This window comes from Streptosporangium sp. G11 (assembly GCF_051192615.1).
Lineage (GTDB): Bacteria > Actinomycetota > Actinomycetes > Streptosporangiales > Streptosporangiaceae > Streptosporangium.
Map to the genome: position 1 here is coordinate 44,336 of NZ_JBPJUQ010000044.1, position 20,501 is coordinate 64,836.

18 protein-coding genes, 1 tRNA gene and 1 riboswitch are annotated in these 20,501 nt (G+C 71.6%); of the genes, 4 read left to right on the forward strand and 15 right to left on the reverse strand.

The genetic code is table 11. From position 1 onward, the window contains the following. Positions 1–10 precede the first annotated feature (10 nt). The gene (locus tag ACSDR0_RS31985) at positions 11–1,279 is read left to right on the forward strand and encodes an MFS transporter (RefSeq protein ID WP_435292637.1); all 1,269 of its coding nucleotides are present in this window, start codon (positions 11–13) and stop codon (positions 1,277–1,279) included. On the opposite strand, the gene ACSDR0_RS31990 is transcribed toward ACSDR0_RS31985, so the two are convergent. From ACSDR0_RS31990 to ACSDR0_RS32015, 6 genes are read right to left on the reverse strand one after another with little or no spacing between them, the layout of a single operon-like run. Then, entirely contained in the window at positions 1,225–3,087 is a 1,863-nt protein-coding gene (locus ACSDR0_RS31990; RefSeq protein ID WP_435292638.1) for a dipeptide ABC transporter ATP-binding protein, read from the reverse strand. The two genes, ACSDR0_RS31985 and ACSDR0_RS31990, sit on opposite strands and share 55 nt — an antisense overlap. Then, a complete protein-coding gene (locus ACSDR0_RS31995) occupies positions 3,084–3,953 on the reverse strand; it encodes an ABC transporter permease (protein ID WP_435292639.1) in 870 nt (289 codons plus the stop codon). The genes ACSDR0_RS31990 and ACSDR0_RS31995 overlap by 4 nt, the downstream gene beginning before the upstream one ends. Further along, the gene (locus ACSDR0_RS32000) at positions 3,950–4,921 is read right to left on the reverse strand and encodes an ABC transporter permease (protein WP_435292640.1); all 972 of its coding nucleotides are present in this window, start codon (positions 4,919–4,921) and stop codon (positions 3,950–3,952) included. Before ACSDR0_RS32000 ends, ACSDR0_RS31995 begins: the two co-directional genes overlap by 4 nt. Next, positions 4,918–6,711 carry an ABC transporter substrate-binding protein gene (locus ACSDR0_RS32005; RefSeq protein ID WP_435292641.1) on the reverse strand — a complete coding sequence of 598 codons (1,794 nt, stop codon included), beginning with the start codon at positions 6,709–6,711 and terminating at the stop codon, positions 4,918–4,920. The genes ACSDR0_RS32000 and ACSDR0_RS32005 overlap by 4 nt, the downstream gene beginning before the upstream one ends. Then, on the reverse strand, positions 6,708–8,465 hold the full coding sequence (locus ACSDR0_RS32010; RefSeq protein WP_435292642.1) for an FAD/NAD(P)-binding protein: 1,758 nt from the start codon (positions 8,463–8,465) through the stop codon (positions 6,708–6,710). Before ACSDR0_RS32010 ends, ACSDR0_RS32005 begins: the two co-directional genes overlap by 4 nt. After that, positions 8,462–9,397 (reverse strand): glutathione S-transferase C-terminal domain-containing protein, encoded by a 936-nt coding sequence (locus ACSDR0_RS32015; protein WP_435292643.1) that lies wholly within the window; start codon positions 9,395–9,397, stop codon positions 8,462–8,464. Before ACSDR0_RS32015 ends, ACSDR0_RS32010 begins: the two co-directional genes overlap by 4 nt. A 39-nt stretch (positions 9,398–9,436) precedes the next feature. Continuing rightward, a riboswitch (SAM riboswitch) is annotated at positions 9,437–9,549 on the reverse strand. A gap of 52 nt (positions 9,550–9,601) precedes the next feature. Between ACSDR0_RS32015 and ACSDR0_RS32020 the strand changes: the two genes are divergently transcribed. Continuing rightward, positions 9,602–10,123, forward strand: coding sequence for a DUF402 domain-containing protein (locus ACSDR0_RS32020; protein ID WP_435292644.1), 522 nt, complete (start codon positions 9,602–9,604; stop codon positions 10,121–10,123). A 192-nt stretch (positions 10,124–10,315) separates the two neighbouring features. On the opposite strand, the gene ACSDR0_RS32025 is transcribed toward ACSDR0_RS32020, so the two are convergent. Beyond that, positions 10,316–11,068: an ABC transporter permease gene (locus tag ACSDR0_RS32025; protein ID WP_435292645.1), complete on the reverse strand. Its 753-nt coding sequence runs from the start codon at positions 11,066–11,068 to the stop codon at positions 10,316–10,318. Continuing rightward, the gene (locus tag ACSDR0_RS32030; protein ID WP_435292646.1) at positions 11,061–11,999 is read right to left on the reverse strand and encodes an ATP-binding cassette domain-containing protein; all 939 of its coding nucleotides are present in this window, start codon (positions 11,997–11,999) and stop codon (positions 11,061–11,063) included. The genes ACSDR0_RS32025 and ACSDR0_RS32030 overlap by 8 nt, the downstream gene beginning before the upstream one ends. Positions 12,000–12,099: 100 nt before the next feature. Between ACSDR0_RS32030 and ACSDR0_RS32035 the strand changes: the two genes are divergently transcribed. Beyond that, positions 12,100–12,837, forward strand: a complete 738-nt coding sequence (locus ACSDR0_RS32035) for a TetR/AcrR family transcriptional regulator (protein WP_435292647.1) — start codon at positions 12,100–12,102, stop codon at positions 12,835–12,837. A 124-nt stretch (positions 12,838–12,961) separates the two neighbouring features. On the opposite strand, the gene ACSDR0_RS32040 is transcribed toward ACSDR0_RS32035, so the two are convergent. The 7 genes from ACSDR0_RS32040 to ACSDR0_RS32070 form a co-directional block, all read right to left on the reverse strand. Beyond that, positions 12,962–13,735 (reverse strand): enoyl-CoA hydratase, encoded by a 774-nt coding sequence (locus ACSDR0_RS32040; RefSeq protein WP_435292648.1) that lies wholly within the window; start codon positions 13,733–13,735, stop codon positions 12,962–12,964. 62 nt (positions 13,736–13,797) lie between these two features. After that, a complete protein-coding gene (locus tag ACSDR0_RS32045) occupies positions 13,798–14,610 on the reverse strand; it encodes an ABC transporter ATP-binding protein (protein WP_435292649.1) in 813 nt (270 codons plus the stop codon). A 10-nt stretch (positions 14,611–14,620) separates the two neighbouring features. Continuing rightward, positions 14,621–15,601, reverse strand: a complete 981-nt coding sequence (locus ACSDR0_RS32050; RefSeq protein ID WP_435292650.1) for an ABC transporter permease — start codon at positions 15,599–15,601, stop codon at positions 14,621–14,623. 69 nt (positions 15,602–15,670) lie between these two features. Then, on the reverse strand, positions 15,671–16,798 hold the full coding sequence (locus ACSDR0_RS32055) for an ABC transporter substrate-binding protein (RefSeq protein ID WP_435292651.1): 1,128 nt from the start codon (positions 16,796–16,798) through the stop codon (positions 15,671–15,673). Further along, the gene (locus ACSDR0_RS32060; RefSeq protein WP_435292652.1) at positions 16,798–17,973 is read right to left on the reverse strand and encodes an agmatinase family protein; all 1,176 of its coding nucleotides are present in this window, start codon (positions 17,971–17,973) and stop codon (positions 16,798–16,800) included. Before ACSDR0_RS32060 ends, ACSDR0_RS32055 begins: the two co-directional genes overlap by 1 nt. A gap of 235 nt (positions 17,974–18,208) precedes the next feature. Continuing rightward, positions 18,209–19,330: a nitric oxide synthase oxygenase gene (locus ACSDR0_RS32065; RefSeq protein ID WP_435292653.1), complete on the reverse strand. Its 1,122-nt coding sequence runs from the start codon at positions 19,328–19,330 to the stop codon at positions 18,209–18,211. 408 nt (positions 19,331–19,738) lie between these two features. Beyond that, positions 19,739–19,814, reverse strand: a tRNA-Asn gene (locus ACSDR0_RS32070). Between the two features lie 169 nt (positions 19,815–19,983). Here ACSDR0_RS32070 and ACSDR0_RS32075 point away from each other — a divergent pair. Next, positions 19,984–20,295, forward strand: a complete 312-nt coding sequence (locus tag ACSDR0_RS32075) for a YtxH domain-containing protein (protein WP_435292654.1) — start codon at positions 19,984–19,986, stop codon at positions 20,293–20,295. Positions 20,296–20,501 lie beyond the last annotated feature (206 nt).

Below are 20,501 nucleotides of genomic sequence, written 5' to 3' on the forward strand. Positions count from 1 at the left end.
TTTCTCTTCCATGCCCCCTTCCACGACCCTTTCGCGTGGCCCCTGGGCCCCCTTACGAGACCCCCGCTTCCGCCTGCTGTGGGCCGGCCAGGCCCTGTCGTACATCGGCGACTCCGTCACCGCCGTGGCCCTCGCGCTGGCGATCGTCACCACCACGGGTTCGGCCACCGACCTCGGAGTGGTCCTGGCCGCCCAGTCGATCGCCACGGTGGCGCTGATGCTGCCCGGCGGCGTCTGGGCCGACCGGCTTCCGCGCCGTCGCGTGATGATGGGCGCGGACATCGTGCGCGGGCTCGCCCACGCCGTCATGGGCTTCGAGCTGATCACCGGTACGGTCGACATCGTCCACCTGGCGGCGCTGGCCGCCGTCTCGGGGGCCGGTTCCGCGTTCTTCCTGCCCGCCACGACAGGCCTGGTGCCCGCCACCGTGGCGGCGGAGCACCTCCCCCGGGCCAACGCGCTCATGGCGATCGCCCAGCGCGGGTCCATGCTGCTCGGCCCGGGGATCGCCACCGCCCTCGCCCTGACGGCCGGCCCCGGCTGGGCGCTGCTCCTGGACGCCGTGACGTTCGCGGCCAGCGCGGTGCTGCTGGGCCGGCTCCGGCTCGCGCCGATCCCGCCCGCGCCGCGCGAGCGGTTCGCCAGGCAGCTGGCCGAGGGCTGGGCGCAGCTGCGCCGCCACCGGTGGTACTGGACGAACCTCGTCGGCCACTCCCTGTGGAACCTCAGCCGCTGCGCCCTGATCACGATCGGGCCCGTGATCGCCGTCACCGGTCTCGGCGGCGAGCTCGCCTGGGGCACGATCGTGCAGGGCGGCACGGTCGGCGCCCTGTGCGGCGCGCTGCTGGCACTGCGGGTGAGACCGCGAAAGCCCCTGGTCGCGGCGAACATCGCGCTCGCGCTCGGGGCGCTGCCCCTGGCCCTGCTCGCCGCCGGGGCACCCGCGCTGATCGTCGCGGCGGCCTACGGGCTGATGACCGGCGGCCTGGCGTTCATGGCACCCCTGTGGGAGACCGCCGTGCAGGAGCACATCCCGGCCGAGGCGATCTCACGGGTGTCCGCGTACGACTGGCTGCTCTCCCTCGGGCTGACCCCCCTCGGCATGGCCCTGGCCGGACCGCTGGCCGGCGCGGTGGGCACGGCCCCCACCCTGTACGGGGCGGCGGCGCTGCTGGCGGTCTCCTGCCTGGGGGTGCTGGTCCTGCCCGATATCCGCGGCCTCCGTCAGGGCTCGGCCGACACCAGTTTGGGCACCGCGCCGAGCAACTCGCGGGTGTAGTCGTGCCGGGGCAGGAAGAACACCTCATCCACGTGTCCCTCCTCCACGACGCGCCCCCCGCGCATGACCAGCACCCGGTCGGCGATGTGGTGGACCACCCCGAGGTCGTGGGAGATGAAGATCAGCGCGGTCCCGTCGGCGGCCTGGATCTCCGCGAGCAGGTCGAGCACCTGGGCCTGGATCGACACGTCCAGCGCGGAGACCGGCTCGTCACAGACGAGCACGTCGGGGCGGGTGGCGAGGGCCCTGGCGATGGCCACCCGCTGGCGCTGGCCGCCGGACAGGCGCCGGGGGTGCCGGCTGGCGACGTCCGCCGGGAGGCCGACCCGGTCCAGCAGTTCGGTCACCCGGTCCTTCCTCCACGAGCTTGAGTGCCCGCGGGAGAGCTCGTCCGCCGCGAGGTTCCTCTCCCTCAGGAAGTCGCCCGGCGAACCCTGCGAATCCGGCGGACCCGAGGGGCCCGCCGCGGGGGGAACGGTCCCGCCAAGGGAGGCACGGAGGAAGTCGAGAAGGGAACCATTCCCCGGGGAGGCTCCCCGACGCGATCCGCTCCCGAAGGGGGCGCCACCCGAGGATCCGCTCCCGAGGGGAACACCGCGCGAGGATCCGCTCTCGAAGGACATGCCGCGGAGGGGTTCCGCGACCAGGCGGCCCACCGTGTAGCGGGGGTCGAAGGAGTCGAGCGGGTTCTGGGAGATCACCTGGATGCGGGACCTGCGGGAACGCCGCGCTCGCTCGCGGATTCCCGACCAGGGCTCGCCTCCCAGCCGGACCTTCCCTGAGGCGGGTTCGAGCAGTCCGAGGACGAGCCGGGCGACCGTGGTCTTCCCCGAACCGGACTCTCCCACGATGCCGAGCGTCTCGCCGGGATAGACCTCGAAGGACACGTCGTCGACCACCGTGCGCGAGCCGTACGCGGCCGACAACCCCGAGACCTCCAGGATCGGCGCGGCGTGGTCCACGGTCCGCTCCGGCAGCGGGGTGCGCAGCGCGATTCCTCCGGCGGCGATGGCGGACAGGCGGGTGCCGCGCGAGGCGGCGGAGGGGACGGCGGCGAGCAGCAGCCTGGTGTAGTCGTGCCGGGGCGCGGACAGCACGCGTCCCGTCGGCCCCTCCTCGACGATCACCCCGTCCTTCATGACCAGTACGCGGTCGGCGATGGCGGAGACCACGGCGAGGTCGTGGCTGATCATGAGCAGTGCGGTGCCCTCCGCCTTGCGGGCGGCGAGCAGGCGCAGGATCTGGGCCTGCACGGTGACGTCGAGGGCGGTCGTCGGCTCGTCGGCGATGATCAGGGGCGGACCCGCGGCGATGGCGGAGGCGATCAGGGCGCGCTGGCGCAGTCCCCCGGACAGCTGGTGGGCGTACTGCCGGGCCCGCACCTCCGGTTCCGGCACCCCGACCGCCTCCAGCAGCTCGATCACCCTCTCCTTCCGGGCCGCGCGGGGTACGACGTCGTGGGTGGCGAGCACCTCGGCGATCTCGTCGCCGACGGTACGGAGCGGGTCGAGCGAGGTCAGCGCGTCCTGGAGCACCAGCCCCGCGAACCTGCCGCGCAGCCGCCGCCAGTCTCGGGCGCCGAACCTGAGCGCGTCCTTGCCGTTCACGGCGAACCGGGAGGCCGTGACCTCGGCGCCGGGACCGGTCAGCCCGACCAGGGTCCTGGCCGTGACGCTCTTGCCGGAGCCGGACTCCCCGACGATCGCCACGCACTCGCCCGCCTCGATCGACAGGCTCACCCCCCGCACTGCCCGCACCCCGGCCCGGGGGAAACCGACCCGCAGGTCCTCGACATCGATGAGGCTCATCGGTTTCTCCCCTCGAAACGACGCTGCAGGCGGCGCCCGACGAGCGTCAGGCTGATGACGGTCAGGGTGACGGAGAGCCCGGGGAAGAGCACGCTCCACCAGGCGACGCGCAGGTAGTTGCGGGCCTCCGACAGCATCGAGCCCCACTCCGGGCTGGGCGGCTGCGGGCCCATGCCGAGGAAGCTGAGCCCGGAAGTGGCGATGATGGCGGTGCCCATGCCGATCGTGGCGAGCACCGGCAGGGGGCCCAGCACGTTGGGCAGCACGTGGCGGGCGACCAGCACCGGCCTGGCCAGGCCGAAGGTGACCGCCTGCTCGACGTAGCCGGAGCGGCGCACCACGAACGTCTGGGCGCGGATCACGCGAGCGTAGTTGGGGATCTGCGCGATGCCGATCGCGAGGATCACGTTGCCGGTGCCGGGACCGGTGATGGCGATGACCAGCAGGGCGAGCAGCAGTTCGGGGAAGGTCGCCAGGACGTCGAACAGGCGGCTGAGCAGCTCGTCGACGTAGCGCGGGGACAGCCCGGCCAGGACGCCCAGCAGGGTACCGGCCCCGGCGGCGAGCAGGACGGCGGCGGCGCCGATGCTCAGCGAGTGCCCGGCGCCGTGGACGATGCGCGACAGCACGTCGCGGCCGAGGTGGTCGGTACCGAACCAGTGCTCGGCGCTCGGCCCCGCGAGGGCGTGCAGCGGGTCGGCGGCCAGCGGGTCGACACCGGTCAGCAGGCCGGGCGCCACGGCCGCGACCGCGGCGACCACCAGGAACAGCAGCGGCACGACCAGGGGCGCGCTGAAACCGTGGCGGCGCCCGGCCTGGGCCGGGACGGCTGCCGCGACACCGGAGACCTCCGTGACCGTCGTCATCGGCTTCTCCTCAGTCGGGGGTCGATCGCGAGGTAGGCGAGGTCGACGATCGTGCTGACCGTCACGTAGGCGAGGGCGGAGATCAGCACGACCGCCATCACCAGGGGCATGTCCTTGCCGTTCACCGCGCCGACGGTGACCTGGCCGAGCCCGGGACGGCCGAACACGGCCTCCACGATGATCGCGCCGCCGAGCAGGTAGCCGGTGAACCAGCCGGTGAGGGTGACGGCCGGGAGCAGGGCGTGGCGCAGCGCGTGCCGGGCGACGAGCCGCCACTCGGTGATGCCGCGCGAGCGGGCGGTCACCGCGAACGGCTCCTCCAGCGCCCGTTCCAGGCCCTCGCGGAGCACCTGGCCGAGCACTCCGGCGATCTGCAGCCCGAGCGCGAGCCCCGGCAGGACGAGGGAGACGAGTCCCCTGTCCCCGGAGACGGGGAACCAGCCGAGCGTGAAGGAGAAGACGGCGAGCAGCAGGATGCCGATGAGGAACGGCGGGACCGAGACGACGACCAGTTCCCACAGCCCGGCCAGCCCGCCGAGCCAGGAGCGGCGCCCGGCGGTGGTCAGGGCGAGCACCAGGGCCAGGACGACCCCGAAGAGCGCGGCGGTGAGCGCGAGCTGGATCGTCGGCAGGATCTGGGAGGACAGGATCTCGCCGACGCCGCGCTGCAGGATGTAGGAGTGGCCCAGGTCTCCCTGGAGCAGGCGGAGCAGATAGTCGCCGTACTGCTGGAGCGGGGAGCGGTCCAGCCCCCACTCGGCGATGATCTGCGCCCGCCGCTCGGGGGTGTCGAGGCCGTCGCCGATGAGCACGTCGACCGTGTCGCCGGGGACGAGCATCAACGCGAGGTAGGCCGCGGTGGCGGCGGCCCAGAGCACGGCGACGCCCGCTCCGAGCCGCCGGACCACCGGGCCGAGCCACCCGGCGGCGGCCAGCCCCCGCCGCCGGGTGAGTGTGAGAGTGCTCACGTCCCTATCCGGACGTCGTAAGCACTGTTGGGAGTGCCGGAGACCGGCTCGAAGGTGATCCCGGTGACCCCGGCGCCGTAGGCGATCTGGTCGGCGGGCACGTAGACCGGGAGCAGGATCACCTCGTCGGTGACGACGATCTTCTGCACCTTCGCGTAGAGCTCCTTGCGCTTGGCGAGATCGGTGGTGGCCGAGGCGTCGGCGAGCAGCTTGTCCAGCTCGGCGCTCTCGAACTTCGTGCGGTTGATCGCGGCGCCCTTCGCCAGGATCAGGTTGAGCGCCGCTCCGGCGTCGGTGTCGCCGCGCGAGTTCTCGAAGATCTCGTACTCGTTCTCGTCGATGGCCTTCTGCGCGGTGCCCTGGTCCACGATCTTGACCTGGAAGTCGATTCCCGCGCTCTGCTTGACGGCCGCCTGGACGGCCTGGGCGAGGATGTCGCGGCGGTCGCGGACGAACGGCGCGGCGTTGACGGTGCGCACCGTCAACCTCTTGCCGTCCTTGACCCGGAAGCCCTCGGCGTCGCGCTCCTTCCAGCCCGCCTCGTCGAGCAGCTGGTTGGCCCGCGTGGGGTTGTTGCCGAAGGTCTTCTCCAGCGAGGGGTCGTAGAACTGCGGGCTGCCCTGGCCGATGACGCTCCAGGCCCGCTTTGCGGTGCCCTGGTAGACGGAGTTGAGCACGGCGTCCACGTCGACGGCGTCGCGGAAGGCCTCACGGACCCGCTTGTCGTCGAACGGGGGGCGGGAGACGTTGAAGTAGTAGGAGAACGCGCTTCCCGAGTTGAGGCTGGTCTCCAGCTTGAGCTCCGGGTCGCTCTTGATGAGGCCGATCTCGGTGGCGGGCACGCCCTCGATCACCTGCACCTGCCCCGAGGTGAGCGCGCCGACCCGTACCGCCGCCTCGGGCAGGAAGCGGTACGTGATGTCGGCCAGGTGCGCCGGCCCCTGGTGGGCGGAGCCGGTGGGCGGCCAGTTGTAGTTCGGGTTGCGCTTGTAGTGGACCTCCTGGCCGGGGGTGAACCGGTCGAGGATGAACGGCCCGGTGCCGACCACGTCGACGCCGCCCGCCTTGAGGTCCTTGGCGTTCTTCAGTGACTTCGGGGAGACCTGGCCCGCGTACGGGGAGGAGAGGAAGTCGAGGAACAATCCGTCGGGGGCCTTCAGCGTGATCTTCAGGGTGTGCGGTGCGGTCGCCTCGGCCCTGTCGAAGTTGCGCAGCTGGATGGCGCTGAGCGCGGCGTTGTAGCCGGGCGAGACGAGCTGGTCGAGGTTGGCCTTCACCGAGGCGGCGTCGAACTTCTCGCCGTCGTGGAAGGTGACGTCGTCGCGGAGCTCGAAGGTGTAGGTCAGCCCGTCCTCGGAGACCTTCCAGGACGTGGCCAGCCACGGCAGGAACTCGCCGTCCCTGCCCCGGGCGATCAGCGCGTCGAACTGGTTGTGGACCAGGAGGCGGGCCTTGTTCTGCCCCCACTGGTGCGGGTTGAAGGTGATCGGCTGCGTCTCCACCGCCCACACGAGCGACCCTCCGTCGCCACCGCCGCCCTCACCGGCCGCCGCGCTCGGGGCCCCGCTCTCGGCTCCGCACGCCGCGAGCGCCAACACTCCGGCGAGCACAAGGGCGCCCCATCGCAACTTCACGTTCTTCTCCTCGTGCTTCTGTACGACGTGCTTCCGTGTGACGAACTTCTGTACGTACCTCTGTACGGCGGACTTCTGTACGACGGACTTCTGTGCGACGGGCATCTGGGCGATGTGCTCGGTCGGTTCGGTGACGCATCGGTCGGAGCGGTTCACGCGACGTGTCGCCTTATCTGGGTTCCGGCGGCCTCGGACAGCACGATCCGGGCGAGGGCGTCGGCGTGGCGGAAGAGCGGGGCGTTGAGGCGGGGCCTGGCGAAGCCGCCGGTGGCCCGGCCGCCGACGACCCAGGGGCCGAAGGCGAACCTGCGTGGGTGCGGGGTGCCGGTCCTGTCGAGCAGGCGGCGGTCGGCGGGCCGTACGTTCACCAGGCCCGACTCCTCGTCGAGCTCGCCCCGGTCGCGGAGCGCGCTGATGAGCGGGTCGACGGCCCGGCTCACGCTGGGCGCGGGCAGCCTGGCCTCGACGAGGGTCGTGGCCGTCACGCCGCCGGGCACGGTGGGGCTCTGTGCCCGCCAGCGCCCGTCGTGGTGGTCGACCTTGAGGTCGGCGCCGAGGAAGGTGACCACCCCGGCTCCGGCCAGGGCGCGCAGCTCCTCCAGCCGGGGTCCCGGTGGGCCGCTGGCGACGTAGCTGAAGAACCCGCCGAACCACGGGTCGGAGATGCCCAGCTCGGCGAGGACCCCGTAGACGGAGAGCAGGCCGAGGATCATGGCGTGGTCGGCGCTGTGCGACGGGTCGGAGCGTCGCTCCAGGTCGACGGAGAGATAGCCGCGCATCCACTTCTGCAGACCGGCCTGGTCGCCGAACCGGATGCCGCTCAGCGGCCGGTCGAGCCGGTCGAAGTCGAGCCGGTCGAAGTGCCGGGGCACGGCCGAGCGGATCAGCCTGCGCATCCCGGCGCTGCGCCACTCCTCGGCGGCGAAGCCCTCCTCGAACTCCTCCCAGCCCAGCTTGGCGCGCTTGGGGTGGGCGGTGATGAGCTCGTGGTAGTACGCGAAGGCCAGCTCCTTGGCGACGAGCGGCCACACGTCCCGGCGGAAGTTCCACGGCCCCTCGCCCAGCGCCTCGCGGGTGAGGAAGCGCGGCACCGGCGGTCGGACGCCCGTGAAGGGGTAACCGGTCTTGGAGTGGTACGGCACGCCGCGCCGCGACCCCACGTACAGGAGAGGCTCGCGCCCGTTGGGCAGGTAGACCAGCTCCCCGTCGTACTCGCGGACGAACCGGCCGCCCCTTCCCGAGGTGAGCAGCACCATCAGGTCGACGAAGGCCAGCCCCATCCCCCGCATGATCACCGGTTCCCCCGCGGGGATGCCGTCCAGGTCGAGGTCCGCCGCGTAGCCGGTGGGCAGGTACCGCAGTCCCCCGCGCGCGGCCAGATCGGCCAGCGCCCTCTCCTCCCGCGTCGGGGTCACGTCGCCGTGCCCCTGGGCCAGGATCACCGCGTCGGCCTCGATCGTCTGACCGTCCTCCAGTTTCACGGCCTGGCCGCCGGAGACATTGGCGAGGTCGACGGCACGGGCGGCGTGCACGTGCACCCGGACGCCGCGCGGGGCGTTCGCCACCGCGTTCCGGAAGACGTGGGAGAGGTAGCCGTTCTGCGCCGGGCGGGAGGCGAACCTGCCGGGGTCGCCGCCGAGCCACTCGGCCAGCGTGGGTCCGGGGCGGATCGGCCCCTCGCAGCGCACCGACTCGTCGGTGAAGAGCGTCACGTCGGCGGCGGCGGAGTTCATCCAGAGCAGGTCCGGCTGGTCGCGGCGCCAGACGCGCCCGCCACCCGGTGGGTGGGGATCGATCACGTGGACGTCCAGCGACGGCCAGCCGAGCAGGTCGGCGGCGTTGGCGCAGATGCGCTCCACCAGGCAGGTGCCCGTCGGCCCCGCGCCGACGACGGCGATCGAGGCGCTCATACGGCGGCTCTGCGGTGCGGCTGGTCCCAGTCGGCATGCAGCGGCTCGACCGGGACGCGCCAGACGTCGGTCTCGCTCTCCCGGTGGGAGATGACGGTGAAGTCGGTGTTCTCGCGGAAGGCGGGGTGGGCGTACAGGTCCCTGGCGTAGGCCCACAGGTTGGGGAAGGCGGTCAGCGGGCGCTCGCTGATCCTGGCCGCCGGGTTGTCGCTCAGGTCGAAGCGGAGCAGGGTCGGCCAGAGCCGCACGTCCGCCTCGGTGATCCCCGAGCCGAACAGGAACCTGCGGTCGGCCAGGCGGGCGTCCAGCTCGTCCAGGAAGGCGACCACGGCCCCGCGCGCCTCGGTGTACGCGGCCTCGGTGGTGGCCGACGCCACGCGGCCCGCCGCCGTGTTGACGAACTCGTAGATCCTCGTGTTGAGCTCGTCGATCTCGGGCCGGAGCTCCTCGGGGTAGAGGTCGGCCTCCGGGTCGCCGCCGAACCGGGTGGCCAGGTCGATCGTGATGTCGGGGAAGTTGTTGCTGACGATGCGGCCGGACGTCCTGTCCCACAGGACCGGCACCGAGACGTGCCCGTCGAAGCCGGGCTCGGTCGCCTCGTACGCCTGCCGCAGGATGGTGAACCCGTTGACCGGGTCGGCCCCGCGCCGCTCGCGGAACGCCCACCCGCGCCCGTCGCGCTCGTCGTCGACGTAGGAGAGCGAGACCACGTCCTGGAGTCCCTTGAGGGAGCGCACGATGGCCGCGCGCTGCGCGTACGGACAGACGGCCGCGACGTAAAGGTGGTAGCGCCCCGGCTCGGCGGGGAAGGCGGGTGTGCCGATCCGCCCCTGGAAGGGGTAGCGCGGGCCGGGCCTGCCACCGGGCCGGTAGTGGCCGTGGGTGTCGAGGTCGACGGGGCTCGCGTGGTTCAGTGTGCTGGTCTTCGACATGTGGCACTCCCGGGCATGTCTCGGTGACCCCGGTGAAGGGGTCCGCGCTTGCGGCACGCCCACCGTGCCGCCAGGTCTCCCCCGGGGGCACCCCGCCGCGGTGCGAGGGTTGCCGGTCAGCCAGCCGGGGCTTCTCACTGACACTCTTAACCTATTTAGAAGGTAGGAAATACATAGATCTCTGTCAAGCCTTAGTGTCGGGGAATGTCCTACGAGAGTGTGAATGTGGTCTACCGCAAGTACGACGGGTCACTGCACTGGCACCATCGCGGCCTGTTGCTCGGCGAGGACGAGCACGGGGTGTGGACGGGATGCCTCGCCGACTCCATCGGCCGCAAGGGTGACGGCCCCGCGATCCCCAGTCCGCACCCGTTCGTGATGCTCTTCCCCCGCGACGCCTGGTGGACGGCCGCCTTCAACGCCGCCCCGCACAAGCACGAGATCTACTGCGACATCTCCACGGTGCCGGAGTGGAGCGACGGCCAGGTCACCATGGTCGACCTGGACCTCGACGTGATCCGGAGCCGCCGGAACCTGCTGAAGGGCCGCCAGAACCGGGTCTTCCTGGACGACGAGGACGAGTTCGAGGAGCACCGGGTCAAGTACGCCTACCCGCCCGACGTGGTCGAGAGCGCCCGCGCCTCGGCCGCCTGGCTGATGGAGGCCGTCACCACCCGCACCGCCCCCTTCGGGGACGCGCCGCACTGGCTCACCCTGGTCACCTGAACGCCGGTCGCCCAAGTCCGGCCACCCGGGCTCCGGCCCCCGAAACCCGGACCGCCGGGCCCGCTCACCCGGGGCCCGGCGGTCTCCGGCGCGACGCGTCCCGTACGGGCCGGCCGTGGCGAGGGCGCCCCCTCGGTGCCCCCGCCACGGCCACTCTCGGCGCCCCCCGCGCTCTCGGCGCCCCCCGTGCTCTCAGCGGGCGCGGCGGCGGAACAGCCTGCCGGAGAGGAGCCCCGAGACCAGCAGGAAACCGCCGCACCAGGCCAGGGCCTTCCATGGGTCGTTCCCCACGGGCTGGCCGAGCAGCAGGCCGCGCACGGACTCGATGATCGGCGTGGCCGGCTGGTTCTCCGCGAATCCGTGCAGCCACTCGGGCATGGTGCGCACCGGGACGAAGGCGCTGCTCGGGTAGGGCAGGAACATCACGAGGAAGGTGAAACCGCCCGCCGCCTCCGGCGTCCTGGACAGCAGGCCGACCACGGCCGAGACCGCGGAGATGGCCAGGACGAACACCACCAGGATGCCCACCGCCGCGGCCCAGCCGGCCAGGTCCGCCTCCGTCCGGAAGCCGAGCAGGAACGCGACGGCGAACACGATGACGAGCGAGGTGAGGTTGCGCACGGTGCTGGCGGCCACGTGCCCGCCCAGGAACGCCCCGCCGCCGACGTCCATCGCCCTGAACCTGTCGACGATCCCCCGGCTCATGTCCTGGCTGACGGCGACCGCGGTCAAGGAGGCGCCGTAGGAGGCGCACATGACGAGGATGCCGGGGACGGCGTAGGTGACGTAGTCGACGCCGGTCTGGATCGCGCCGCCGAACAGGTAGACGAACAGCAGCATGACCAGGACGGGCATCAGGAACGAGGTGAACAGCGCGTCGAGGTTGCGCAGCGACAGGCGGACGGCGCGACCGGTCATCACCGGCCAGGCGACGAGGTCAGACACCGGCCCGCTCCCTGTTCGTCAGCGCGAGGAACGCGTCGTCGAGCGTGGCACCGCGCACAGTGAACCTCTCGACCGCCGAACGCCCCGGGTCCACCTCGTCCAGTAGGGCGCGGATGCTCGCGGCGCTCCCGTCGGTGGCCGCCTCCACGGTCAGCCTGAGGAGATCGGTGTGGACGGCACGCGCCCCGAGGAGGCGCGTCACCTCGGCGAACGACCGGGCGTCCGACAGGACGAGGTCCAGCCTCCAGGTGGCGACCCTCGCCTTGAGCTCGTCGGCGGTGCCCTCCGCCACCACCCGCCCGCCGTCGAGCAGCGCGATCCTGTCGGCCAGGCTGTCGGCCTCCTCCAGGTACTGGGTGGTCAGAAAGACCGTGGTGCCCGAGCCGGCGAGGCGGGTGATCACCTCCCACATCGCCTGCCTGCTCCGTACGTCGAGTCCCGTGGTCGGCTCGTCGAGAAAGATCACCGACGGCGCGCCGACCAGTCCCGCGGCCAGGTCCAGGCGTCGCCACATGCCGCCCGAGTACGTGCCGACCCGCCGCTTCCCCGCCTCGACCAGGTCGAACCGCTCCAGCAGCTCGGCCGCCCTGCGGCGGGCCCCGCCGCGTGACAGGCCGGACAGGCGGCCCATCATCCGGAGGTTCTCCTCGCCGGTCAGCAGCTCGTCGACCGCCGCGTGCTGGCCGGTCAGGCTGATGGCGCGGCGGACGTGACGGCGGTCGCGCACGACGTCGAACCCGGCGACCGTGGCCCGTCCCGCGTCCGGCGTGACCAGCGTCGCCAGGGTGCGCACGGTCGTCGTCTTGCCCGCGCCGTTGGAACCGAGCAGCGCGTACACGCTACCCCCGGCGACGCGCAGGTCGACGCCGGTCAGGACGGCGACCCGGCCGTAGGACTTGGTGAGGCCGACCACCTCTATCGCTGGTTCCACTACTCCTCCTGCGTATGGCGTACGCTCTACTGTTTATGGCATACGCGGTATTGCGTAAGGTATACACTCACAGAAAAGGACGGTCAAGCCCGGGAGCGCGATGGAAGTGCCGGAGAGCGTGGAGATCGCCTGGGGCCTGCGCGAGCGGCCGGGCAAGGGGCCCAAACGCACCTTGAGCCTGGAGCACATCGTGGAGGCGGCCCTGCGGGTGGGCTCCGCGGAGGGGCTCGCCGCGGTCTCGATGAGCAAGATCGCCGCCGAGCTCGACGTCTCCACGATGGCGCTCTACCGCTACGTCTCGTCCAAGGACGACCTGCTCATGCTCATCACGGACGCGGTGGTCGGCCCGCCTCCCCCGCTCCCCGAGCCGGGCGACGACTGGCGCCAGGGCGTCTACCGGTGGGCCGCCGCCATGCGCGCCGCCCTGCGGGAGCACCCCTGGTCGTTGCGCATCCCCATCACGGGCCCGGGAATCATGCCGAACCACGTCGCCTGGATGGAGGCCGGGCTGCGCTGCCTGCGCGGCACCGGACTGGACCCGGACACGAAGCTGGCGGCGCTGCTGCTGGTCAACGGCTTCGTCAGGACCGAGGTGGCGCTCCTGTCCGATCTCCAGAACGCCTTCGACGCCTCCCAGGTCACCGACGAGGAGGCGCTGTCCGGCTACGGCCGGTCGCTCGCCAGGCTCACCGACGCCCGGCGCTTCCCCGAGATCCACGAGCTTCTCCAAGCCCGGGTCTTCGACAGGCCCGGCGGCCCCGACGACGAGTTCGTCTTCGGCATGGACCGCATCCTCGACGGCCTCGCGGTGCTCGTGACCGGAAAGCCGCCCGCCTGACCCTCGACGGCCGCGCCCCGCCCGTACCGGAAGCAGGCCCGCCGCCCCTCAGCGGCGTCGCGTCCGCACCGGTGGTGTCCCGTTCCGTACGGAACGGGACACCACCGGCCCCGCCCGCGAGGGCCTACAGGGGAGGGAAACCGGGCGCGCGGCGCTCGACGAAGCTGGCGACGCCCTCGACGAAGTCCGGCCGGGTGAAGGACTGGGCCATCAGACGCGTCGCGGCCGACTCGGACGTCTCCAGGCTCTGCTGCCAGTCGCCCCAGATCTGACGCTTGATCACGGCCATCGAGGCCGGGGAACTGTGCGTTGCCAGCTCGCGGGCGTAGGCCAGCGTCTCCTCCATCAGCCTCTCCCCCGGCACCGCCCGGCCGGCCAGACCCAGCTCGTACGCCTCGGCGCCGGTGAAGGTCCGGCCCGACAGCAGCAGGTCCATGGCCCTGGCCTGGCCGGCCAGGCGGGGCAGGATCCACGAGATGCCGTACTCGGCGATCAGGCCGCGCCGGGCGAAGGCGGTGGTCCACTTGGCGTCGGCGGCCGTGAAGACCAGGTCGCAGAGCAGGGCGTGGACCATGCCGAGCCCGGCGCAGGCACCGTTGACGGCGGCGATGATCGGTTTGCGGATCGTGGTCGGGAAGGTGGTGGGGCGTGGGTCGGGCTGCCCCGCGTAGGAGCCGTCCTGGAGGGCGGTGAGCGTCTGGAAGTCCGCGCCGGCGCAGAACCCCCTGCCCGCGCCGGTGACCACGATCACCCGGACCTCGGGGTCCTTCTCGGCCTCGGCCAGCTGGTCGAAGTAGCGGCGGCCCATCTCGTCGGTCCAGGCGTTGAGCCGGTCCGGGCGGTTGAACGTCAGCGTCAGCACGCCCCGCTCGATCGACGACAGCACCAGATCGACCATCCCGCATCCCCCTTCGAAAGCCCGCCGGGGGCTCCCCGCCCGGAGAGCCACAGAATATCGTTCTACACCTTTTCCCTCTCCGGCGTCAGCATGTGCGAGCGGACCAGATCCTCGATCGTGGCGCGCAGGCCGAGGAAGGAGGAGGTGCGCTTGACCGTGAGGGCCCGGTAGGCGGGCAGGTCGATCGGCACCTCGGCGGCGACCCTGCCGGGGCCGCAGGCGAAGACGAGCACCCGCTGGGCGAGCAGGACGGCCTCCTCTATGTCGTGGGTGACCATCAGCACGGTCGTGCCCGTGTCACGCCACACCTCGCGCAGGAAGAGCTGCATGTCCTCCTTGGTCTGTACGTCCAGCGCCCCGAAGGGCTCGTCCAGCAGCAGCACGGCCGGCTCGCACGCCAGCGCCCTGGCGATCGCCACCCGCTGGCGCTGCCCGCCGGACAGCTGCCGGGGCAGCGCGCCCGCCAGGGACGACAGCCCGACCTCGCCGAGATACCAGCGGACCCGCCGCTCCCTGTCCGCCCTGGAGATCGGCAGCAGCCGCAGCCCGAAGGCCACGTTCTCGGCGACGGTGAGGAAGGGGAACAGCGCGCCCGACTGGAAGACCAGCCCGCGCTCGGGACCCGGGCCGGTGACGGGTGCCCCGCCGAGTGAGATGGATCCCGCACTCGCCGGGGTGAGCCCGGCGATCATCGAAAGCAGCGTCGACTTGCCGGAGCCGCTCGCCCCGACCACGCACACGAACTCGCCCGGCTCCATCGACAGGTCGATGCCGTCCAGGACGCGCGTGGCCCCGTAATCCTTGGCCACGCCGCGCAGCGCGAGGATCATGCCGTCCACCTTTCCGGTCGGCCACTTCTCCCGACGCGATTCCACGGCACGGACCTCACACCACCCACCTCCCGAGACGATCGCGCAGGACGCGCAGCGCGACGTCGATCAGCAGCCCGACGATCCCGATCACGATGAGCACCGCGAAGATCTTGTCGGTCTGCAGGAACCGCTGGGCCCGGACGATCCGGTAGCCGAGCCCCGACTCGGCGGCGATGAGCTCGGCCACCACCACGAAGTTCCACGCGGCGGCGGCGTTGATCCGCGCCGCGTCCACGACCGCCGGGAGCGCGTACGGCCAGGTCACCTTCCTGAGGATCTCGCCGCGCCGGGCGCCGAGGGTGGCCGCGGCCTGGCCCAGCTCGCCGGGCACCCGCCGTACGGCGTCGGCGACCATCAGCGTGTTGAAGAACACCACGCCCAGCACGAGGATCGCGATCTTGGAGGGCTCGCCGAGGCCCAGCCAGATGATCAGCAGGGGGATGAAGGCGGCGGCCGGCATGTAACGGAGCAGGCCGACGGCCGGTTCCAGCAGAGCCAGCGCCACGGCCGAGGTACCCATCGCGACGCCCAGCGGCACCGAGATCAGCACCGCCAGCCCGAACCCGGCCCCGACCCTGCCGAGGCTGGCGAGGGTGTCGTCGAGCAGCTGTCCGGTGCCCAGCATCTCCGCGAACGCCTCCAGGACGGCCAGCGGGGAGGGCAGGAAGGTGGGATCGACCAGCTCCGCCATGCTGACGGCGGCCCAGAGGACGAGCGGGACCAGCACCGAGGCCGCTCGCAGACCCCAGCGGGCCCGGGCGGACGGGCCCGGCCCTCCTGACGGCCCGGTGCCGGAGCCCGGACCTCGTCTCCGGAGGCGTCCCGGCCGGTCCGGGCGCCGGGGCAGCGGCTCCCAGCCCCGCCGTCCCGCGTCGGGAGGCGCGACGGGCTCCGCGGTCCGCGCGCCCATCAGGGCCTCGACCTTCCGGGCGGCGAGCAGGGCGAGCTGGACCCGCCCGGGCCGCAACCGGTCGTCGCCCGGCGTTGTCTCCATGTCGGCGCTCCCGCTCTCACGGTTCCTTCGGCTCTCACGGCGCTCCCGCTCTCAGGGCGTTCACAGCGCTCACGGCTTGAGACTCCTGACGAACTTCGGCTCGAACAGGCCGTCCAGCGACGGCTCGGTGTCGGCCAGGCCCGAGTCAACGAGGAACTTCGCGATCAGGGAGGCCTGGTTGCCGAGGTGGTCGCCGGTGTCACCGGGTTCGAAGGCGGCGAGGTTGTCCTCCAGGGAGAAGATCGTGGTCCCCGCGTCGTAGCTCGCGTAGTCGGCCTCGCTCACCCCCGCCCGCTTGGCCATGATCGCGGTGGCGCCGGCCTTGTCGGCGGCGATCCACTCCAGGGTCTCGAACCAGGTCTTCACCAGCGCCTGTACCTCCTGTGGCCGCTCGGCGACCAGCGAGGCGGCCACCACCAGGTGGTCGGGGATGGCGCCGGGGAAGTCCTTGGAGGTGGCGATGGCCGTGGAACCGGGCAGTTCCAGTGCGGTGGTGGTGAAGGGCGCGAACACGCCGACCGCGTCCACCTGGCCCGCCTTGAAGGCCGCGGCGGCGGCGTCGGTCGGCAGCGCCTTGAAGGTGATGTCCTTCTCGGTCAGCCCCGCCTTCCGCAGCGCGAGCAGCAGCAGGTAGTGGTCGACCGTTCCCTGCTCGGCCGCGACGGTCCTGCCCTTCAGGTCGGCCACCGTGGAGATGCCGGACCTGGCGATGATCTGGTCGTTGCCGGTGGAGTTGTCGTTGACCAGCACGATCGTCTGCTTCGCCCCGCCGGACACCGAGGCGATGGTGTCGTTGAGCGTCTGGCTGTTGGCGTCGACGTTGCCGGTGGCCAGCGCGGTCAGGCTGTCGGTGTAGCTGTCGAAGTACTTCAGCTCGACATCGAGGCCGTTCTTGGCGAACAGCCCCTTCTCCTCGGCGACCTGCCAGGGAAACCAGCCGGGCCAGGCGGAGAAGCCCAGCGTGAGGGCCTTCTTCCCGCCGGACGCGGCAGGCTCGGCGGCCCCGCCCGGGGTGGACGCGCACGCCGCGCAGACGGCGAGCAGGCAGAGCGGGACGAGCAGGCGGAACGAGACCGGCGACCGGAGCGAACGCAACGAACCGAGCGAACGGAGCGAACCGATCAGGCCGAGCGGGCGGAACGAGACCGGCGGACGGCGGGGGACGAGCAGGAGGGTGACGAGCAGGCGGCGGAGCATCAGGAGGCTCCCTTCCTCGCGGGCAGGTGCCCGGAACGGACCAGGCAGCCGAGGGTGTCGCAGATGACGCGGGTGGCGATCAGCGAGGTGATCTCCGCGTTGTCGTAGGGCGGCGAGCACTCCACGACCTCGATCCCGGCCAGCGGCGCCGCGTCGGCGATGATCTGGATGAACTTCAGGACCTCGCGCGGCAGGAAGCCGCCGGGTTCCGGCCAGCCGGTGCCGGGAACGAACGCGGCGTCCAGGCAGTCGACGTCGAAGGAGAGCCACACGGCCTCGGCGTCCTTCCAGGCGACCTCCAGCGCGCGCTCGGCCGCCGCCTCGATGCCCATCTCCACGCAGTCGGTGACCGTCATGATCGTGGTGCCGCGCTCGCGGCCGACCTTCACCCCCGGCCTGGGCGCCTGCCAGCCGCCGATGCCGATCTGCACCAGGTTCTGCGGCGGCACGTTGGGGATGTCGGTGGCGTGGAACCACGGCGTGGTGTGCATGCGCTCGTCGAGGTCGGTCTCCTGGGTGTCCACGTGCCGGTCGAAGTGGATGATCCCGAGGTTGCCCGACAGGTGCTCGGCCACGCCGCGCACGGTCGGGTACCCGATGGAGTGGTCGCCGCCCAGGACGACCGGGAACGCCCCGCTGGAGTAGACGTGCGAGACGGCCTTGGAGATCTGGTCGAAGGTCTTCTCGATGTTGCCGGGGATGGTGAACACGTCCCCGAGATCGGCCATCGTGATCGACTCGCGCAGGTCCACCCCCAGTTCGAAGCTGTAGGGGCCGTACAGGGCGGAGATCTTCCTGATGCCCTGCGGGCCGAAGCGGGTGCCCGAGCGGTAGGTCGTGCCGCCGTCGAACGGCGCGCCCAGGATCGCCACGTCGTACGCGCCGCAGCGCCGCACGTCCTCGACGTACGGGGCCTTGAGGAAGGTGTTGATCCCCGCGAAGTGCGGCAGTTCTCCCCGGGAGAAGGTCGGGATGCGCCGGTCGACGATGGAGTCGGCGCCCTGCAGGCCCACCTCCAGTGCCCAGGCGACCTCACGTTCCCAGTTGGTGGTGGGCAGTTCGGCCTCGCGGTCGACGGCGAAACGGGCCTCGGGGCCGTACCGGTCGGGGCCCGAGGGGGCCGAGCCGGAAGGGCCCTGGCGGGCGGGGTCGGAAGCGGACGGGTGCCAGTGCATGGAGCTCCGATCAGCTCGGAACCCGGCCGGAGGGCAGCCGGGGTCGGCCGGCCTCCCGGGCTTTTGTCCCGCCGTGGAACGGCCACGCGGCCGCCTGCACCTCTCGGACCAGTCCCGCGCCGACGCCGTACGGCCTCACGATCGTGACGCCCGGCGTCGGCGGCGGCGGAACCCTAGGTGCGCCCCACCATGAGGTGGGTCACTGCAAGTGCATCGCCGGTACGTTTCCTCCGGATTAACCCCCTGTTGCAGTCCAGTGACCGAGCGCACGCTCCAGGGAGTCCGGATGGTGGACGAAGTTCGGCGACAGCCGCCGATCCTCGTAGTAGCGGTGGAAGACCGGCGTGGCCGACGCCGACATGGGGGGCACGATCCAGGTCCAGTCGGCCGGGCAGACCCTCCCCTCCCTCTCCTCGCGCTCCAGATGCATCAGGAAATGCCTGGACTCGGTGTGGTGGTCCGTCATCGTCACCCCCGCCCGCTCGAAGGAGTGCAGGACCGCCACGTTCAGCTCCACCAGCGCGTAGTCCCGCCAGAGCGAGCGGTCACTGCCGATGTCCAGCCCCATGCGTTCGGCGATCACCGGCATCAGGTCGTAGCGGTCGGCGTCGGCCAGGTTGCGGGCGCCGATCTCGGTGCCCATGTACCAGCCGTTGAACGGCGCCGCCCGGTAGCAGATCCCGCCGATCTCCAGGCACATGTTCGAGATGACCGGCACCGCGTGCCAGCGCAGCCCCAGCTGCTCGAACCACGGGTGGGTCGGGTGCGAGAGCGCGACCTCCAGCACGGCGTCGCCGGGGATCGTGGAGAGCAGCGGCGGCCCGTCCCCCATCGAGATCGCCAGCGGGAGGACGTCGAAGGGACTTCCGGGACCGCCGGGCCAGCCGAACTCGCGCAGCATCGCGGTGAAACCGGTGTAGCGGGGGTCGCCGACGACCGAGCCGTCCTCCCTCACGTACCCGGCGTAGCGGATGAGCTGCTCGTTCCAGATCCGCGGCCCCGGAGCCCCCGGCCGATCCTGGGGGAACACGGTGATCGTCGGGCGGATGCGGCGGCTCGGCGCCGCGTCCCGCAGGTGGTTCACGCACTCGACGGCGACCCCCTCGGCCGTGGTGACGTGCCGCCGGTCGCGCACCCGGAGCGAGCGCCAGTACAGGCGCCCGATGCACCTGCCGCTGTTGCGCCAGGCCACCCTGGCGCCGAAGGTCAGCTCGTTGGGGGTGTGAGTGTACGTCCCGGTCCTGGCGATCTCCTGCCGGACCTCACGCAGGCGTTCCCGCAGGACTCCCGCCCCGGGATTCTCCGTGTGGAACAGCCTGAGGTAGTCCTCGGCCGCCGCCACGTCGACCGGGAGCACCTCCGGGACGCCACCGGGAACACCGGAAACAGCGGAAACGCCCGGCACACCGGAAACACCGAGAACACCCAGGACGCCGGGGACGCCGGAGATCGGATCCGGCGCACGCCGCCGGGACCTTCGCCAGGTCAGCACAGAAAAACCACCAATTGTGGCTCACGGGCACGACGACCGTTCCGGGCGGCGCGGTGCCCTGAACGCGGCGGCCCTTCCCCGCTGCGATCGGCTGTTGTCCGCGGCAACCGCGCATCGGCTCACTCACCGCGATCAGGGCGGCACCGAGCGCGGCGTCCCCTATTTTCTGTGATTCACCGTGGTTTGTCCGGCGAATCAGGACGCGAGAGGTTGTCTGAATCAGGACAGGAGACGGCGAAGGCCCCGGAAGCTGGGCTTCCGGGGCCTTTCAACTGGCTCCCGCGATAGGACTCGAACCTATAACCTGCCGGTTAACAGCCGGCTGCTCTGCCGATTGAGCTACACGGGATTGCTCTTTGCGCTGGTCGGACCGGATGTTCCCCGTTCCTTGCGGCGCAGGAATAGATTAGCGCACTCCATGGGTGTGTGTCGCATCGATACTCCGGGGTAGGTGCGAGACGAGGCATCCGCGAGTGATCACAGGACAGGGTCCGCGGAACATGCTTGTGGAGGTGGACATGCGTTATCGATTGATGCTCGGGGTGGGGTTCGCGGTCGGCTACATCCTGGGGAGCCGCGCCGGCCGGGAACGTTACGAGCAGATCAAGCGGCTGGCCCAGCGGGTCTCCGACAACCCCGCCGTGCAGGAGACTGCCGGCCTGATGGGCGCCAAGGTCTCCCAGGCGACGGACGTGGCGAGGACCAAGGTGAGCGACGTGGCCAGGAACCGGCTGCCGTTCCTGCGCTCGGCCAACGGCTGGCACGGCGAGGAGCACGACGAGACGGGCACCGGCTGGCCGGACAACCAGAGGACCAACGCGCCCTACTGATCTTCCCGCCGTCCCGTCGGCGCCCACGGGCCGGACACGGCCCGCCGGTGCGAAAGGCCCCTCCGGGGGCCTTTCGCGTGCCCGGGGCCGATCTCACACGCTCCCTGGCCCATGCCCGCCCGGAAACCGGGTCCGTACGGGAGCCCGATCCGTACGGGAGCCCGATCCACACGCGAGCCCGATCCACACGGGAACGAAGCATCTTC

Bases quoted from the DNA above. Each gene is read 5' to 3' on its own strand.
- ACSDR0_RS32075 (WP_435292654.1), top strand. From the start codon at position 19,984: ATGCGTTATCGATTGATGCTCGGGGTGGGGTTCGCGGTCGGCTACATC.
- ACSDR0_RS32015 (WP_435292643.1), bottom strand. From the start codon at position 9,397: ATGTCGAAGACCAGCACACTGAACCACGCGAGCCCCGTCGACCTCGAC.
- ACSDR0_RS32050 (WP_435292650.1), bottom strand. From the start codon at position 15,601: ATGGAGACAACGCCGGGCGACGACCGGTTGCGGCCCGGGCGGGTCCAG.
- ACSDR0_RS31985 (WP_435292637.1), top strand. From the start codon at position 11: ATGCCCCCTTCCACGACCCTTTCGCGTGGCCCCTGGGCCCCCTTACGA.
- ACSDR0_RS31995 (WP_435292639.1), bottom strand. From the start codon at position 3,953: ATGACGACGGTCACGGAGGTCTCCGGTGTCGCGGCAGCCGTCCCGGCC.
- ACSDR0_RS32010 (WP_435292642.1), bottom strand. From the start codon at position 8,465: ATGAGCGCCTCGATCGCCGTCGTCGGCGCGGGGCCGACGGGCACCTGC.
- ACSDR0_RS32060 (WP_435292652.1), bottom strand. From the start codon at position 17,973: ATGCACTGGCACCCGTCCGCTTCCGACCCCGCCCGCCAGGGCCCTTCC.
- ACSDR0_RS32035 (WP_435292647.1), top strand. From the start codon at position 12,100: ATGGAAGTGCCGGAGAGCGTGGAGATCGCCTGGGGCCTGCGCGAGCGG.
- ACSDR0_RS32020 (WP_435292644.1), top strand. From the start codon at position 9,602: ATGTCCTACGAGAGTGTGAATGTGGTCTACCGCAAGTACGACGGGTCA.
- ACSDR0_RS32040 (WP_435292648.1), bottom strand. From the start codon at position 13,735: ATGGTCGATCTGGTGCTGTCGTCGATCGAGCGGGGCGTGCTGACGCTG.
- ACSDR0_RS32055 (WP_435292651.1), bottom strand. From the start codon at position 16,798: ATGCTCCGCCGCCTGCTCGTCACCCTCCTGCTCGTCCCCCGCCGTCCG.
- ACSDR0_RS31990 (WP_435292638.1), bottom strand. From the start codon at position 3,087: ATGAGCCTCATCGATGTCGAGGACCTGCGGGTCGGTTTCCCCCGGGCC.